Raw genomic sequence first — 14,616 nt, 5'->3', positions numbered from 1 at the left:
CGTCAATGAAAATCGGATTCATCGGTCTGGGTATCATGGGGCGCCCGATGGCGCTCAATCTGCTTGCCGGCGGCCACTCGCTGACCGTCTGGGCGCGGCGGGCGGTGTCGATGCAGCCGCTGCTCGACGCCGGCGCGGTCGGCGCCGGCAGTCCGGCCGGCGTCGCCGAAGGCGCCGACGTGGTCATTTCGATGGTCGCCGACGCGCCCGACGTCGAGCAGGTGATGCTCGGCGAGCTGGGCGTCGCCAGCGCCGCCCAGCCCGGCTTGGTGGCTATCGACATGAGCACCATCCGGCCAGCGGCGGCGCGTGACATTGGCGCCCGGCTGGCCGAGCAAGGGGTCGACTTTCTCGACGCACCGGTCTCCGGGGGCGAGGTCGGCGCGATCGCCGGAACGTTGTCGATCATGGTCGGCGGCAGCGCCGCTGCCTTCGGGACGGCCCGGCCGGCTTTCGCCTGCCTGGGCAAGAACGTCGTTCACGTCGGCGACGCCGGTGCCGGACAGGTGGCGAAAGCGGCCAACCAGATCGTCACCGGCGTCGGCGTGCTGACCGTCGCCGAAGCGCTCAACTTCGCCGCCCGCAGCGGCGTCGATCCGGCGCGCGTGCGCGAGGCGCTGCTCGGTGGCTTCGCCTATTCCAGGATCCTCGAGAATCACGGTCAGCGTATGCTGGACCGCAACTTCAAACCCGGCTTCAAGTCCTGGATGCACCAGAAGGACATGAACATCGTCATGCAAAGCGCGCACGAACTCGGACTGTGCCTGCCGGTGTCGGCGGCGACGGCGCAGATGTACAACGCCATGGTCGGTTCGGGGCTCGGCGAAGAGGATTCGATCGCCATTCTCAAGTTGCTCGAGCGCCTGTCCGGCGCCGAGTCCTGATGCGTCTCGGCTTCGTCGGCCTCGGTGCGATGGGCCGGCCGATGGCCTTGCACCTGCGGCACGCCGGGCATCGACTGGCGGTCTGGGCGCGTCGTGCAGCGGCCGCCGAGCCGCTGCTCGCCGCCGGCGCGGAGCGCTGCGCGACGGCGGCCGATGTCGCCCGCCGTGCCGACGTCGTGTTCACCATGGTCACCGGCAGTGCCGACGTCGAAAGCGTCGTGCTCGGGCCCGACGGTCTCGGCGCCGGCCTGGCGGCCGGTTCTATCCTCGTGGACATGAGCACCATCGCCCCCGAAACGGCGCGCGCGCTGGCCCGGCGGCTCGCCGTTCAGGGCGTCGAGATGCTCGACGCACCGGTTTCCGGTGGCGAACAGGGCGCCGTCGCGGCGACGCTGGCGATCATGGTCGGCGGCAAGGCGGCGGTACTCGAACGCGCGCGGCCGCTGCTCGAAATTCTCGGCCGGACGATCGTCCATGTCGGCGATAGCGGTGCCGGACAGGTCGCCAAGGCGTGCAACCAGATGGTCATGGTCGGCGCCATTCAGGCGCTGGCCGAGGCACTGCACCTGGCGCGCGCGGCCGGCGCCGATCCCGCCAAAGTGCGCCGGGCGCTGGCCGGCGGCTCGGCCGACAGCCGGGTGCTCGAGGTGATGGGTCGCCGGATGGTCGACAGAGATTTCGCGGCCGGCGTCGAGGCACGCCTGCATCACAAGGACTACGGCGTCGTGCTGGCCGAAGCCTACCGTCTCGGCGTACCCTTGCCGGTCAGCGGGCCGGTGTGCCAGCAGCTCAACGCGCTGCTGGCCAGCGGGTGGGGACACGCGGACACGGCCGCCCTGCTGCGTGTCCTCGAGGTTGGAAGCGGATGGGCCCGGCGCGACTTGCCAAGCGCCGCCGGGGCACTGGTCGAAACCGGACGCGGCGAGTGAAAAGAACCCTTGCCATCGTCGTGCTCGCCTGCCTGGCGGCTTGTGCGAATCTCGCCGGATTCTCCCGGCCACCCGAAGTCGGCGTCGCCGGACTGCAACTGCTGCAGCTCGGCCTCCTGGAACAGCGCTTCGTCTTGCAGTTGCGCATCCGCAACCCGAACGAAGCCGACTTGCCGATCGAAGGCCTGGACTTCGCTGTCGACCTCAACGGTCAACCCTTCCTCAAAGGCTCGTCGGACAAGGCGGTTACGGTTCCGCGTTGGGGCGAAGCCGTCCTCGACGTGACGGCCACCAGCACGCTGGGCAATGCGCTGAAGCAACTGCGCGAGCTACAGAAAGGAGGTCGCGACCGGGTCGACTACCGCATCGCCGGCCGCCTCGGCGTGGCCGGTGCGGGCACTTTGCCTTTCGAACGGCGCGGCGACCTGCCGTTGCCGCTTCTCGAAGCTTCGCCGAGAAAGCCCTCGCCGCCTAATCGACAGGAATGATCAGCTTGTCCCAGCCGTCTTCAGCCGGGTCGTCGTCATCGTCCGGAGTCAGTGCGGCAAGACGCTGTTCGAGCAGGGCGATCGATTCCTCGGTAAGCTGGAGTCGGCGGCGCTCCGGTCCGCAGCGGCGTTCAGGCAGTCCGGCCGGTAGTGCCGACTGGCTCTGACGACGATCTGTTCCTCGTTGCGGGCGCATTGCTTACTCCTCGAAAATTCCGGACTCGACTGTCGGGTATGCGTTGCCTTTGGTGACGCCGCCGCCCCTTGTCAGGGCAATCGCGGATTATCCGGAAAAGCCCCGCGAAAAGCCAATGCAGCGAATTTATGGCGACTTGCCGTGCGGCTCAGGAAACTTCGTCGCACTTGTTCCGTGTTGGCTCTCCCACGCCGACCAGTCGCAGGCCAGCCGGCAAGGACTCGCCGAAAGCCAGGCGTTCGTCCGCCCGGTCGAGTTCGACCACGCTCTCCAGTTGCTTGACCCAGGAGTCGCTGGCATTGATCGCCGTCAGCCGCGCGACGACCTGTTGGCGCAGCGCCACCGGCAGATCGCGCGAACGGTCGCCGGTCAGGCGCGCCAGTTGGGTGGCGGCGAAGGCGGCCGGCTCGACCTTCTTCCAGTCGGTGGCCAGCAGGGCTTCCAGCCAACGTCCGGCGACCTCCGGCGGGACGACCTGATGCGCACTACCATAAAGCGACTGACGGGCGCCGATGCGGCCGAGCGCCCACCAGCCCAGCGGCTTCTCCGCCGCCTTGCGCAGGCGGTCCAGCAAGCCATCGCCGAATTCTATCTTGCGCTCGATCGGTAGTCGTTCGAGCGACGCCACCAAGCGCAGCATGTCATCCTGGCTACCGGCAAGCGCCGGCCGCCGGTGGCGGCTCCTCGTCGCCTCGCTGCGCAGTGCCGGCAACAACTCGCCAAAAAGCTGTTCCTGTACCGCTGCCGGCAGACCGCCGGCGGCGCGGCGCCACAGCGTCCACCATTCCGACCAGTTCTGGCTTTCGCCGCTGTATTCGATCCCCTGCGAGAGCAGCGGGCACAGTTGTTCGATCCGCCAGTCGTCGAGCGCATAGCCGAGGCCGGGACGCAGGCAATAGCCGGCCAGGTTGAGCCACAGCCGCTCGTGCTCGGGTGATCGACGGCGCCGTCGGGCGCGCTGCAGCAAGGCGTCGAAAAGAGCGCGCAGCAGCGGCGTTTCCCAGTCCTCGCGCTTGCCGAGCAGATGCTCGAGCTGGCCGCGCAGACGCCGCACCTCCTTGCTGTCGAGGGCTTGCGACGGCGCCCCGAACACCTGCTCGATGCACTGCACGGCGCTGGCGAAACGCGGCGGCAAGGCGGCCGGCGAAACGAAGCTTTCGCCGGCCTCGCCGCGCAACTGGAATTCGAGCAGCCAGCGGCGCGCGGCGTCGTCGAGGCTGACGCAATGGAGTTCCAGCGTCCCGACTTCGGTCATCGCGGCAATCAGTTGCACGCGTACTTCGCGTTGGCTGCTACCGGCCAGCGGCTGGACGACGGTGGCGATCGGCGGCAGGCGAATGAAGTCCTCGTCGCCCAGTTCGCTGATCTCGCCCGGCCGGTAGGACGTATCGGCGACCGACGAGGCGAGGTGGAAGCGCACCGGCTGGCCGAGGCGCAAGCCGAAGCTGCGTTCCGGCAGGCGGACTTCGTGTCCTTCCTCGCTGCCGCGCGGCAGCAGGCAGATGCCTCGCCGCCGCTGCCCGGCCTCGTCGAGGACAAGGAAATAGCTGCGCGCCGACCCGCCGCCGATGCGCCGGCCGTGTCCCTGGCGGACCAGCGCATAAGCGACGGCGCCGCGTGCCACGGCGATGTCCGGGTCGTCGTTGTGCAGGACGCGCAGCGCGCTGCCGCGCCAGGCGCCGAGCGTCTCGCGCAGACGCTCGGCGAGCGCCGCGGAGCGGAATACACCGCCGTTGAGCAGCAAGGTGTCGGGGATCGGCACGCTCGACCCGCCGGCGCCGTCGTCGGCCAGAGCCTGGCGCGCCGCCGACGCGTGGCGCTGAAGAAAGGCGGCGAGGTGGCGCGTGATCGCCGGATCGGCCGGATAGGGCAATCCGAATTCGACGATCGCGGCGCGCCGTTGCTGTAGCGCGGCGTCGACCGGGACGCCGGGGAAGAAGCCATCGACGAGGAGTTGCCGAACCTCGTCGCGTGCGAGGTCCAGGCTGCGCGCGCCGCCGATCAGCCGCGCACCGCCGCCGAGCAAGGTCAAGGCTACCGTCTCGGGCGCACCGCTGACCAGGAGTTGCTCCTTGGAGACGCGGCAACGTGCCGTGAGTTGAGAAAAACGCGCCGCCGACAGTCGTCCGGAGCTGGCCGGCAGGCGCGCTTCGACGAGATGGGCGAGAGCAAGATCCATGTTGTCGCCACCGAGCATCAGATGGTCACCGACGCCGATGCGCGTCAGTTGCGGTTCGCCGTCCCGCATCGCTACTTGAATCAGCGTCAGGTCGGTGGTGCCGCCGCCAACGTCGCAGACGAGCAGCAGTCGCGTCTCGGCAAGCTCCTCGGCGAGCCGGTGTCGATGCCGGAACAGCCAGTCGTAGAAGGCCGCCTGGGGTTCCTCGAGCAGGCGCAGATTGGCCAGTCCGGCCTGCCGCGCAGCGGCCAGCGTCAGCGCGCGGGCGCCTTCGTCGAAGGACGCCGGAACGGTCAGGACCACCTGCTGCTCTTCGAGCGGCGCGCTCGGGAAGCGGTGCCGCCAAGCGGCCCGGACGTGCGCCAGATAGCTCGCGCTGGCGGCTACCGGCGAGACCCTGAGGACTTCCTCGTCGCCACCCCAGGGCAGGATCGGCGCCAGCCGGTCCACCGCGGCGTGCGACAGCCAGCTCTTGGCGCTGGCCACCAGACGGCCCGGAACCTGGGCCCCGAGATCGAGCGCCAAACGGCCAGTAATCACCGCCTCGCCGCCACCGGCCATCTCCCAGGGAAGCTGCAGGTCGCCCGGACTGATTTCGCCGGCCGCCGGATGGTAGCGCACCGAAGGCAGTAGCGGCCGCGCGGCGACCTGGCCGAGGCCGACCAGTTGCTCGATGGAGAACAGTTCGACCTGCGTCTTGCCCGGCGCCGCGTAAGCGACGACGGTATTGCTGGTGCCGAGATCGATGCCGACGATGTAGGGCTTGGGCACGGCGTCAGTCGCCGGCGCCGCCGCGCACGTCGAATTCGACCTTCCAGCACTCGTCGCCACCGTGCGGCAGCGCCTCGAGTTCGAGAGTCCCGGCTTCGGTCACCCGCGCATGCAGCTTGACGCGCACCACCTCGCCGGCGGCGCGGCCTTCGCTGGGCAGGGTAGTCTGAATTTCGTCGAGTTCCTGCAGTTCGTCCGGTTCCCAGTCCTCGAGCAGCGTTCCCACCTCGTCCTGACGGCGGACCGACGAGCCGAAGAAGCGGAAGCGCACCTGTTCGCCGACGACGAGACCGAATTCCTGCGTCGACAAGGCGGCCTCGGTCCCCTCCTCCATGCCGAAAGGAGCCAGACAAAGCGCCTGCACCGGCGGTTGCAGACCAGGCACGGCGGGCATCACCGACTCGACGGCAACGTAGTAGGAGCGCGCGGTTCCGCCGCGGATGCGCACCCCCTGGCCGCGGCGAACGTATCCGTAGTAGGCGGCGCCGCGGGCGACGGCGAGGTCGAGGTCGGCACCTTCGAGCAGACGGGCGAGTGGCGCGTTCTCGCCGACCAGCCAGGAATTGATCGTCGTCAGCGTGCGCTCGGCCAGCAGGTCGGACTTGAAGACGCCGCCATTGAAGAGCACCGCGGTCGGATGAAGAAAACTGGCATCGTCAGGCAGTTGGCCGACGAAACCGTCGAGATCGGCCGTCGCCGCACGCTGCCGAGCGAGGAAAGCCGCCAGGTGGCGAGTGACCGCGGCGTCCTGCGCATAGGGCAGCCCGAGCTGGGTCAATCCGGCGCGGCCACGCCCCTGCGGGCGATCGGCGATCGCCGCGCGCGGGAAGAAGCCTTCGAGCAGCGTGGCAGTGAGTTCTTCGCGCGTCAACTCGCTGCGTATCGAGCCACCGATCAGCTTCGCGCCACGGCTGGCAATAACCAGCGGTACGGCGGCGATCGCCGGATCCCCGAGCAGCGTTTCCTTGGCCGACCGGCAGGCATGCGTCAGCGCACGCAGTTGCCACGCGTCGAGCTTGTGGCCCTGGGCCGACAGTTTGGCGGCGACGGCGTAGGCCAGCGCCAGGTCCATGTTGTCGCCGCCGAGCAGAATGTGCTCACCGACCGCGACGCGGTGCAGTTCGAGCTTGCCGTCGCGTTCGAGGACGGCGATCAGCGAAAAGTCGCTGGTTCCGCCACCGACATCGACCACCAGGATGATGTCCCCCGGCCGCACCTGCTTTCGCCAGCCGCCGGCGCTTTTCTGGATCCAGCTATAGAGCGCCGCCTGCGGCTCCTCGAGCAGGATCATGCGTCCACATCCGGCCGCCTTGGCCGCCTCGGCCGTCAGTTCGCGCGCTGCGGGATCGAAAGACGCAGGAATGGTGACGACGATCTCCTGGTCGGCAAAAGGAGCCGCCGGCTGCGCCTCGTCCCACGCCGCACGCAGATGGGCGAGGTAGCGCAAGGACGCTTCGAGCGGCGACAGACGGGCCACTTCCGGTGGCGCATCGTTCGGCAGGATCGCGGCGCGTCGGTCGACGCCGGCATGGCAGAGCCAGCTCTTGGCGCTCGACACCAGGCGGATCGGTGTCGCCGCGCCGCGGCTGCGCGCCATTTCGCCAACCGCGTATTCCTGCTCGGCGGTCCACGGCAGATCGAGGTCGCCGGCAGCAAGTTCACTCGCATGCGGCAGATAGATGAACGAGGGCAGCAGCCCGCGCGCCTCGACCGAACCGGGCGCCGTCAGTTGGGGAATGGCCAGTACCTGCTGACTGACCTGTTCGCCGTCGCTGCCGCCGATGTCCACGTAAGAGAGGGCACAATGCGTCGTCCCCAGGTCGATACCGATCGAAAAGCGTGCTTCGCTCATAGCTCCACCTCGGCCGGAGCGACGATGCGCAGTTCGTGGCTGCCGGAGAGCTTGGGCAGGCGCGTTTCGACGACCCGCCAGCCACGATGCGCGAGGCTGCCCGCGAAGGGCGGACGGCCGACGACGTTGCCGGTGACGCGAATCGCCGCGGCGTCGAAGCCCTCCGGCAGCGTGATACGGCTGCCTTCGGCCTCGTCGCGTACCGGACTGATCGTAAAGTTCTCGCGCAGTACCTTACGGCAGCCTTCATGGACGACGCGCGCCGCGGCGCCGACATCGGCGTCGGCGTAGGCGGCGACGTCTTCCTCGATGAAGTCGACGAAGCGCGCTTCGCGCTGCAACAGGCCGAGCAGTTGGAGCGCGCCGTCAGGCGCGGCTTCGCGCAGCGGCGGTGCGGCCGGCCGGAGCGCCGGCGCAGGCGCCGGCGCCGCGGTCGACGGTTCGCTGCGCTGTTCGTCGGCACGCAAGGCCTGGACACGAGCCGCGAAATGGCCGTCGGCGATGATCGCGAAAAAGCTGCTGAAGGCCAGGGAAATTCTGCTCAACAGGGAGGGAGGATCTTGTTTCATGAAAGGGTCCTGATTTCTGGCCGCCGTGGCGGCGCGGTGAGATATTCTACGTTCCGGACTTGCCGCGGCCGCGGCAGCGCGCCGGGCCTGGCAGACGGGCGGCGCGCCACGTCTCCTACGCTGCAGCGACGATCGTGCCGGCCGGCGCGGGATGTGACCGCCAGTCCGGGCGCCGCAGGCGCGTCTGTTGCAGCGCAATATAAACCATTTTGCCGTTTTCGGGTAGGTCCGCCGGAGCGCGCAAGACGGGCGTCGATGCGCCGCTGGCCGGCAACGCTCCTACAGTTCCAGAAGGCGGAACTCTTCGCTATCGGCGATACGGATGACGTCGCCGGGACGCAGGCAGGTCGTTTCGGTGATTCGCCCGCCATTCAGGAAGGTGCCGTTGCCGCTCGCCAGGTCGGTGATCCGGCAACTCAGCGCGTCGCAGGTGATGCGCGCGTGGTAGCGGCTGACCAGAGCGTCGCGGATCACCACGTCGTTCTCCTGTGCCCGCCCGATGGTCGTCACGCCCTCGCGCACCGGATGCCGCCGCAGGGCATTGGTGCGCGAGAGGAGAACGAGACCCGCCGCCGGACTCTCCGGCGGCTCGCGCGGCGTCATCCACCCGGCGCGCATCACCTGCGTCGTGCTGTGGTCGAAGGCCGCCGCCTTGCGCTCCCAGTCGCTCTCGAAAACGGCCTGCAAGCGGTGCAACACGTCGCCGTCATCGACCAGGATGCCCAACTCGCGACGCCGGTCGAGGCTTTCGGCGCGCAGGTTCATGCTGCCGACCAGCGCGGCCGACCCATCGACGATGGTGCACTTGGCGTGCAGCTTGTAGCGCGGCACGACCCCGAAGGCGATCTCGGGCGGCAGCCGGCCGCCGTGCGCCTCGTCGCCCAGGACGCGCACCCGGACGCCGCTGCGCGCCTTGTGCACGAGGAGTTTGACGATGGCCGGATCCTCCAGTTTGGCGTCGGCGATCTGGATCGAGTGTTCCGCGGCGGCCAGCCAGCGCTCGAACTTCTGCCGGCTGTTGAACGGGCTGATGAGCAGCGGCGAGGAGTCGTTCGGAACGAAGGGCAGGTCGTCCCAGTCGGCGTCGAACAGCCGGTTGATCTCGGCGGTGATCGCCGGGCTATAGATCTCGATGCCGAAATCACGCGTGTAGTGCAGGTTTTCGCGCGTCGGGTTGAAGGTGAAAACCAGCGCCGCTTCGTCGTCCACGGTCATCACCTTATAGTGATATCGGGCCCGCTTGCTGTCACCCGCCGGCTCCCGCGTCGCGATGCCGGCTTCCCTGGCGTCCTTGAGGAGTTTGCGGTTTCTCTCCTCCCAGCCCCGCGCGCTGCTCGAAATGAGCACGCGAATCCGGACACCGCGTTGCTGAGCCTCGATCAAGGCGCGCTGGACGATCGGATCGTCCATCCGGAAAGCGGTCAGGTTAATCGTGCGTTCGGCGCGGTCGATCGCACGCACGATGGGAAAGAAACTGTCGCCCGGCTGCACGATGAGCGAAATCTTTTGACGCATGCCAAACATCCTCGGGTGATGGTCTGTCGCGCAGCCGGCCGTCATGGCGCTACGATCGTCAAACCGCCTGTCGCGCCGCGCGGCGGCACGAGCGCTTCGGCGCGCCGCGCTGGCGATTGTAAGCGACGATCGGCGCCGGGCAAACGTCCGCCGGTTCGCCCGCCGGCCGCGCGTCGTTCAAGCCGTACGGATGGGCAGGTTGCGCACGAACCACCGTGTCGTCTCCCGCGCCAAACACTGGCCGACGGTCACCGGGTCGGACACTTCGCCACCTGACGGCAGCAACATCAGTTCCTTGCGGCACGACAACTCGCGCAAGGCCCGCCGATTGCTGGCCACCACCCGCTCGTCGTCGTCAGCGACGAAAACGAGCAGCGGCGCGGTCAGCGAACGCAGGTAGAGCGTCCCCGCGAGATCGATCAGGCCGGACCGGCAAACCACGGCAAAGACGTCCTTGTCGCGCAGCGCGGCGACGCGCAGCGCGACCGGCGAACAGTCGCCGGCGGCGCAGAGGCCGATCGGCAGGGTCGGCAGTTCGCCGAGGAACATCCGCCAGGTGATCGATTTGAGATCGTCGAGCAGGCGCCGGGCGAGCAGCGTGACGTTGTGGTGCAGGTCGGCGAAACGCTCCTCCGAGTCGCGCAGCAGGTCGACCTTCAGCGAACCCAAGCCGGCCTTGCCCAACTCGCTCGCCAGCGCGTCGCCGCCAGCTTCGGGAGTGGCGCCGGCGTGCGCCAGGAGGACCAACGCCAAGGCGTCGGCAGGCAGCGTCAGCCGGCCAGGCAGCAGCGCGTTGGCGCGCTCGATGGCGCGCTGCCCGTTCAAGGGCGCACCAGCCGCACCGGTACGCGGCGCGGTCCGAACGGCTTGCCGAAGCGCGCAAAGTGGCCGGCGATCTGCGTCGCGCAATGCGGGCAGCGGCCATCGGCGGGCAGATCGTAACGGCGGATGACGTACCAGTCACGCTCGATCAGCGCCGCCTGGCAACTCGGGCAGAAGGTCGTGCCGCCCTCGCTGTCATGGACGTTTCCGGTGTAGACATAGTGCAAACCGGCGTCGAGCGCGATACGCCGCGCCCGCGTCAGGGTGGCGCGAGGCGTCGGCGGCAGATCGTCCATTTTCCAGTCAGGGTGGAAAGCGGTGAAGTGCAGCGGCACATCCGGCCCCAGTTCGCGCGCCACCCATTGCGCGAGCGCCGTGATCTCGCTGCTCGAGTCGTTCTGCCCGGGAATCAGCAGAGTGGTGATCTCGAGCCAGCACTTGGTGGCATGATGGATGTAGGCCAGAACGTCGAGTACCGGTTGCAGGTGGCCGCCGCAAAGCTTGAAGTAGAAATCATCGCTGAAAGCCTTCAGATCGACGTTCGCGGCGTCCATCACGGCGTAGAACTCGCGCGCCGGCAACGCATGGATGTAGGCGGCCGTTACGGCGACCGTCCGGACGCCGCGCGCGTGACAGGCAAGCGCCGTGTCGATCGCGTACTCGGCGAAGATCACCGGGTCGTTGTAGGTGAAGGCCACCGATGCGGCGCCATAGGCCAGCGCCGCGGCGGCGATGCCCTCCGGGCTGGCGGCGTCGAGCAGACGGTCCATGTCTTTCGACTTCGAGATGTCCCAGTTCTGGCAGAACTTGCACGCCAGGTTGCAGCCGGCGGTGCCAAAGGAGAGGATCGACGAACCGGGGAGGAAGTGGTTGAGCGGCTTCTTCTCTATCGGATCGATGCAAAAGCCCGAAGAACGGCCGTAAGTCGTGAGCACCATCTGACCGCCGATGTTCTGCCGCACGAAACAGGCGCCACGCTGACCTTCGTGCAGCCGGCAATCGCGCGGACAGAGGTCGCACTGGATCCGTCGGTCGTCGATCGTGTGCCACCAGCGGGCCGGATGAGCCGATTCCGGCACTTTCGGCGAGTCTTTCACGTCTCTTTCCATTTGCGTACTCCGTAACGCGCCAGGACCACATCCTCGTGCCAGAAATCGGCCGCCAGCCCGGCCTTGAGCTTGAGCTGCGCCAGAAAGCGCCGCGGCTCGGGGAGCGATTCCCAGACCTGCGGCAGGAAAGTCGCGCGCCGCCTGCCATAGCTCAGGATCACGCCGTCCACGCCGGGCCGCAGACGGCTCAAAGCGTCCGACTCGCTGGCCACCGGGAAGTCCTCGGCCGGCGTCAGCAGCGAAACCTCGACCCGGATGCGCGGCCACTCGGACACCGTCAGCGGCGCGAAGCGGGGATCGCGAAAGGCGGCGGCGATGGCGTTTTCGGCCACGTCGATGGCCAGCGGACGGTAGGCTTCCAGACTGCCGATGCAACCGCGCAACTGGCCTTCCCGGGTCAGCGTCACGAAGCTGGCACCCGCCTCGTTCAGTTCCGGGAGCGGTTCGACGCCCTGCCCCGGCCGCCCGAAGCGCTGGTCGATGGCGTTGCGCGCGGTGCTCAGCAGGGCCCTGCCGAGAGCGTCAGCCAGCATGTTCGGGCTCCGCGCTGAAGGCGAAAGCCCCGTAACCGACGACGCGCGACTTGTCGCCGGCGGTGTCTCCCGAGTTACGCAGGTCGACCAGCCGGGCCCGCAGCCCGTGGCGACGGGCGGCCAGCAGCAGGCCGTTGACCGGCGTCGCACCGCAGGCCTGCTGATGGTCGACCGGCGGACCAAGTGCCACGATCTGGCGCGCGGTCGCCGTGTCGGTTTCGCGCGCCAGCCCGTAGGGCAGATAGTGCGAGAGGTCGGAACTGATCACGAGCAGCGTTTCGTCGCCGCCCCACAGGCATTCGAGCACTTCGGCGACCTGCGTCGCCGAGGCGCGGCCGACGGCCAGCGGAACGAGCATGAACTCGTCGAGGACGCTCTGCAGAAACGGCAGTTGCACCTCCAGCGAGTGCTCGAAAGCGTGCGCCGCGTCGCTCACCAGAACTTGCGGCAGTTGCTCGATCAGAGCGATGGCCGACCGGTCCACCGGCACCGTCCCGAGCGGCGTGGCGAAGGCCGTCGAGGACGGAACGGCCAGTCCATCGACCGCGACGCGATGCGTCGGACCGAGCAGCACGACGCGCCGGATGCCGGCCCGCCAGGCGCTGAGCGGGGCATAGACGCGGGCGGCGATCGGTCCCGAGTAGACATAGCCCGCATGCGGGGCGATGATGGCCTTCGGCTGCCGGGCCGGGATCCCGGTGTCGCGACTCAGCAAAGCACGCAAATCGCGCGCCAGAACCGCCGACGATCCCGGATAGAAACTGCCGGCCACCGCCGCCGGCCGAATAGGTTCTGCCGCGTAACTCATCATGTTCGTTCTCCCGGACAAGTTGCCTACACTAAAGTATAGACACGCGCGATCGCCGAGGGATACCCGAGGCGTACCGGCGCGGAGAAAACTCTTCTCGGGCGCACCTTGAACGGAAGCGCGGCGGGCTGGCTTGATCAGCCGGGTGCCGGGTTCCTTTCCGCCGTCGCTCGATGAGTTCTTTCGCCGCGGCGCCTGACGGTCTGCCGCCTTCGCGCGTCGGTTCCTGACTCCCTTGTCAGTCCTCGCTCCCGTTTCCCCCACAGAGTATCCCCACATCAAATTTCGTCGACCGCAAGGCCACGGGTAGCGGCTTCATTTCGCCTAAGCCGTCCATTCGGCGACGGTGTAGTATATGTTGCATGAATTCTGCCAAAGTGCAGTTGTGTGCAGTTGTGGGGTCATGTGCAGTTGTGGGGTCAGGTCTTTTGTGCAGTTGTGTGGTTGTGGGGTCATGTGGTTGTGGGGTTGTGGTTGTGGGGTTGTGGTTGTGGGGTTGTGGTTGTGGGGTTGTGGTTGTGGGGTCATGTGGTTGTGGGGTCATGGGTTGTGGGGTCATGGGTTGTGGGGTCAAGGTTGTGGGGTCATAAGGTTGTGGGGTCAGGTCTTTCATTTTTCTCCGTTGCACCTTAGAATCAGTCACATGGCAAGACCACTTCGCATCGAGTTTATTGGCGGCCTGTACCACGTTACGGCGCGAGGTGACGGGAGAGAGGACATCTACCTCTCTGATGCGGACCGGCGCTTGTTTCTGGCGGTGCTGAGCGGCGTGGTGGGTCGTTTCAACTGGACGATCCATGCGTACTGCTTGATGAGCAATCATTATCACCTGCTCGTAGAAACGCCGGATGCGAATCTCTCCAAGGGCATGAGGCAGCTCAACGGTGTCTACACGCAGGCTTTCAACAAGTCCCATCATCGCGTCGGGCACGTCTTTCAAGGTCGCTACAAAGCAATAGTGGTCGAAAAGGACGCTTACCTGCTGGAACTCGCCCGCTACGTCGTTCTCAACCCGGTTCGTGCAGCGATGGTCCGCACTCCTGGAGACTGGCAGTGGAGCAGCTATCGCGCGACGATTGGCGATGAATGCACGCCGGACTGGTTGGCGACGCGGTGGGTCCTGTCAGCATTCGGCGAGACCATGCCGGAAGCGGTTGCGGCGTACAGTCGCTTCGTTGCCGAAGGACACCGCCAAGCGACGACGCCGTGGGGACAACTCAAACAGCAACTGTTCCTGGGGTCTGACGTGTTTGTCGATTCAGTGCGCAGCCGCCTTCCTGCCGGCAGCGATCTGCGCGAGGTTCCGCAGGCCCGGGCTCGGCCCGTCCCAAAGCCTCTCGCTGACTTCGTACGGCAATGCGACGATCGGAACAGCGCCATCGCCGGGGCGTACGCGAGCGGCGGGTACACCCTGAAGGAAATCGGCGATTACTTCGGTTTGCACTACTCCCGCGTAAGCAAGATCGTGCGCCTCGGCGAATGCGCGCGCCAGGAAGAAAAAAAAAGACCTGACCCCGTGAGGACCGTGCGCCAGGAAGAAAAAAAGCAAGACCTGACCCCGTGAGGACGCGTGAGGACCCTGACCCCGTGAGGACCCCGTGAGCTGCGAGGAAGAAAAAAAGAAAGACCTGACCCCGTGAGCTGCGCGTGAGCTGCGTGAGCTGCCCGTGAGCTGCCGCGAGGAAGAAAAAAAGAAAGACCTGACCCCGTGAGTGTCGTGAGTGTGTGACCCCGTGAGCTGACCCGTGAGCGCGCGTGACCCCGTGAGCGCGCGTGACCCCGTGAGCGTGCGTGAGTTCGTGAGTTGCGTGAGTTGGTGCTTGAGTGCTGATGACCCTCTCTACAGTCTCGGGCTTCGCCTGGGCGAAGGATTGCGGCTGACCGTCGCCGACATCGACGGCGCCCGCGCCCGCGTGCATATCCGCGACGCCAAAGGCAACAAGGATCGCCGGGTGCCGCTG

13 protein-coding genes and 1 pseudogene are annotated in these 14,616 nt (G+C 67.4%); 5 read left to right on the top strand and 9 right to left on the bottom strand.

Annotated elements, in window-relative coordinates; all coding sequences use genetic code 11:
• Nucleotides 1-5 precede the first annotated feature (5 nt).
• The 3 genes from Q1M07_RS17785 to Q1M07_RS17775 are packed head-to-tail and all read left to right on the top strand — an operon-like array spanning nt 6 to nt 2,301.
• The gene (locus Q1M07_RS17785) at nt 6-884 is read left to right on the top strand and encodes an NAD(P)-binding domain-containing protein (RefSeq protein WP_300456214.1); all 879 of its coding nucleotides are present in this window, start codon (nt 6-8) and stop codon (nt 882-884) included.
• On the top strand, nt 884-1,813 hold the full coding sequence (locus tag Q1M07_RS17780; RefSeq protein WP_300456211.1) for an NAD(P)-dependent oxidoreductase: 930 nt from the start codon (nt 884-886) through the stop codon (nt 1,811-1,813). Before Q1M07_RS17785 ends, Q1M07_RS17780 begins: the two co-directional genes overlap by 1 nt.
• The gene (locus Q1M07_RS17775) at nt 1,810-2,301 is read left to right on the top strand and encodes an LEA type 2 family protein (protein WP_300456207.1); all 492 of its coding nucleotides are present in this window, start codon (nt 1,810-1,812) and stop codon (nt 2,299-2,301) included. The genes Q1M07_RS17780 and Q1M07_RS17775 overlap by 4 nt, the downstream gene beginning before the upstream one ends.
• Here the strand turns inward: Q1M07_RS17775 and Q1M07_RS17770 are convergent.
• The 9 genes from Q1M07_RS17770 to amrB all read right to left on the bottom strand — a co-directional run bounded on the left by Q1M07_RS17770 (nt 2,285) and on the right by amrB (nt 12,655).
• Nucleotides 2,285-2,497, bottom strand: a complete 213-nt coding sequence (locus Q1M07_RS17770; RefSeq protein ID WP_300456204.1) for a hypothetical protein — start codon at nt 2,495-2,497, stop codon at nt 2,285-2,287. The genes Q1M07_RS17775 and Q1M07_RS17770 overlap by 17 nt on opposite strands.
• A 148-nt stretch (nt 2,498-2,645) precedes the next feature.
• Entirely contained in the window at nt 2,646-5,447 is a 2,802-nt protein-coding gene (locus Q1M07_RS17765) for an Hsp70 family protein (protein WP_300456202.1), read from the bottom strand.
• 4 nt (nt 5,448-5,451) lie between these two features.
• On the bottom strand, nt 5,452-7,299 hold the full coding sequence (locus Q1M07_RS17760) for an Hsp70 family protein (RefSeq protein ID WP_300456197.1): 1,848 nt from the start codon (nt 7,297-7,299) through the stop codon (nt 5,452-5,454).
• A complete protein-coding gene (locus Q1M07_RS17755; protein WP_300456193.1) occupies nt 7,296-7,868 on the bottom strand; it encodes a DUF2760 domain-containing protein in 573 nt (190 codons plus the stop codon). Before Q1M07_RS17755 ends, Q1M07_RS17760 begins: the two co-directional genes overlap by 4 nt.
• 279 nt (nt 7,869-8,147) lie before the next feature.
• Nucleotides 8,148-9,383 carry a phospholipase D-like domain-containing protein gene (locus Q1M07_RS17750; RefSeq protein WP_300456191.1) on the bottom strand — a complete coding sequence of 412 codons (1,236 nt, stop codon included), beginning with the start codon at nt 9,381-9,383 and terminating at the stop codon, nt 8,148-8,150.
• 177 nt (nt 9,384-9,560) lie between these two features.
• Nucleotides 9,561-10,208 carry a hypothetical protein gene (locus Q1M07_RS17745; protein WP_300456188.1) on the bottom strand — a complete coding sequence of 216 codons (648 nt, stop codon included), beginning with the start codon at nt 10,206-10,208 and terminating at the stop codon, nt 9,561-9,563.
• Nucleotides 10,205-11,314 (bottom strand): AmmeMemoRadiSam system radical SAM enzyme, encoded by a 1,110-nt coding sequence (amrS, locus tag Q1M07_RS17740; RefSeq protein ID WP_300456185.1) that lies wholly within the window; start codon nt 11,312-11,314, stop codon nt 10,205-10,207. Before amrS ends, Q1M07_RS17745 begins: the two co-directional genes overlap by 4 nt.
• Complete coding sequence (gene amrA, locus Q1M07_RS17735; protein WP_300456182.1) at nt 11,299-11,847, bottom strand: AmmeMemoRadiSam system protein A; 549 nt, start codon at nt 11,845-11,847, stop codon at nt 11,299-11,301. The genes amrS and amrA overlap by 16 nt, the downstream gene beginning before the upstream one ends.
• Nucleotides 11,837-12,655 (bottom strand): AmmeMemoRadiSam system protein B, encoded by an 819-nt coding sequence (gene amrB, locus Q1M07_RS17730; protein WP_300456295.1) that lies wholly within the window; start codon nt 12,653-12,655, stop codon nt 11,837-11,839. The genes amrA and amrB overlap by 11 nt, the downstream gene beginning before the upstream one ends.
• Nucleotides 12,656-13,298: 643 nt before the next feature.
• Between amrB and Q1M07_RS17725 the strand changes: the two genes are divergently transcribed.
• Both Q1M07_RS17725 and Q1M07_RS17720 read left to right on the top strand, forming a co-directional pair.
• Complete coding sequence (locus tag Q1M07_RS17725; RefSeq protein WP_300456292.1) at nt 13,299-14,219, top strand: transposase; 921 nt, start codon at nt 13,299-13,301, stop codon at nt 14,217-14,219.
• A gap of 274 nt (nt 14,220-14,493) precedes the next feature.
• Nucleotides 14,494-14,616 (top strand): annotated as a pseudogene (locus Q1M07_RS17720) (tyrosine-type recombinase/integrase); the annotation flags it as partial.

The sequence above is a fragment of the Accumulibacter sp. genome (genome assembly GCF_029255285.1).
GTDB lineage: Bacteria > Pseudomonadota > Gammaproteobacteria > Burkholderiales > Rhodocyclaceae > Accumulibacter.
This window is presented reverse-complemented; position numbering and strand designations above follow the sequence as displayed.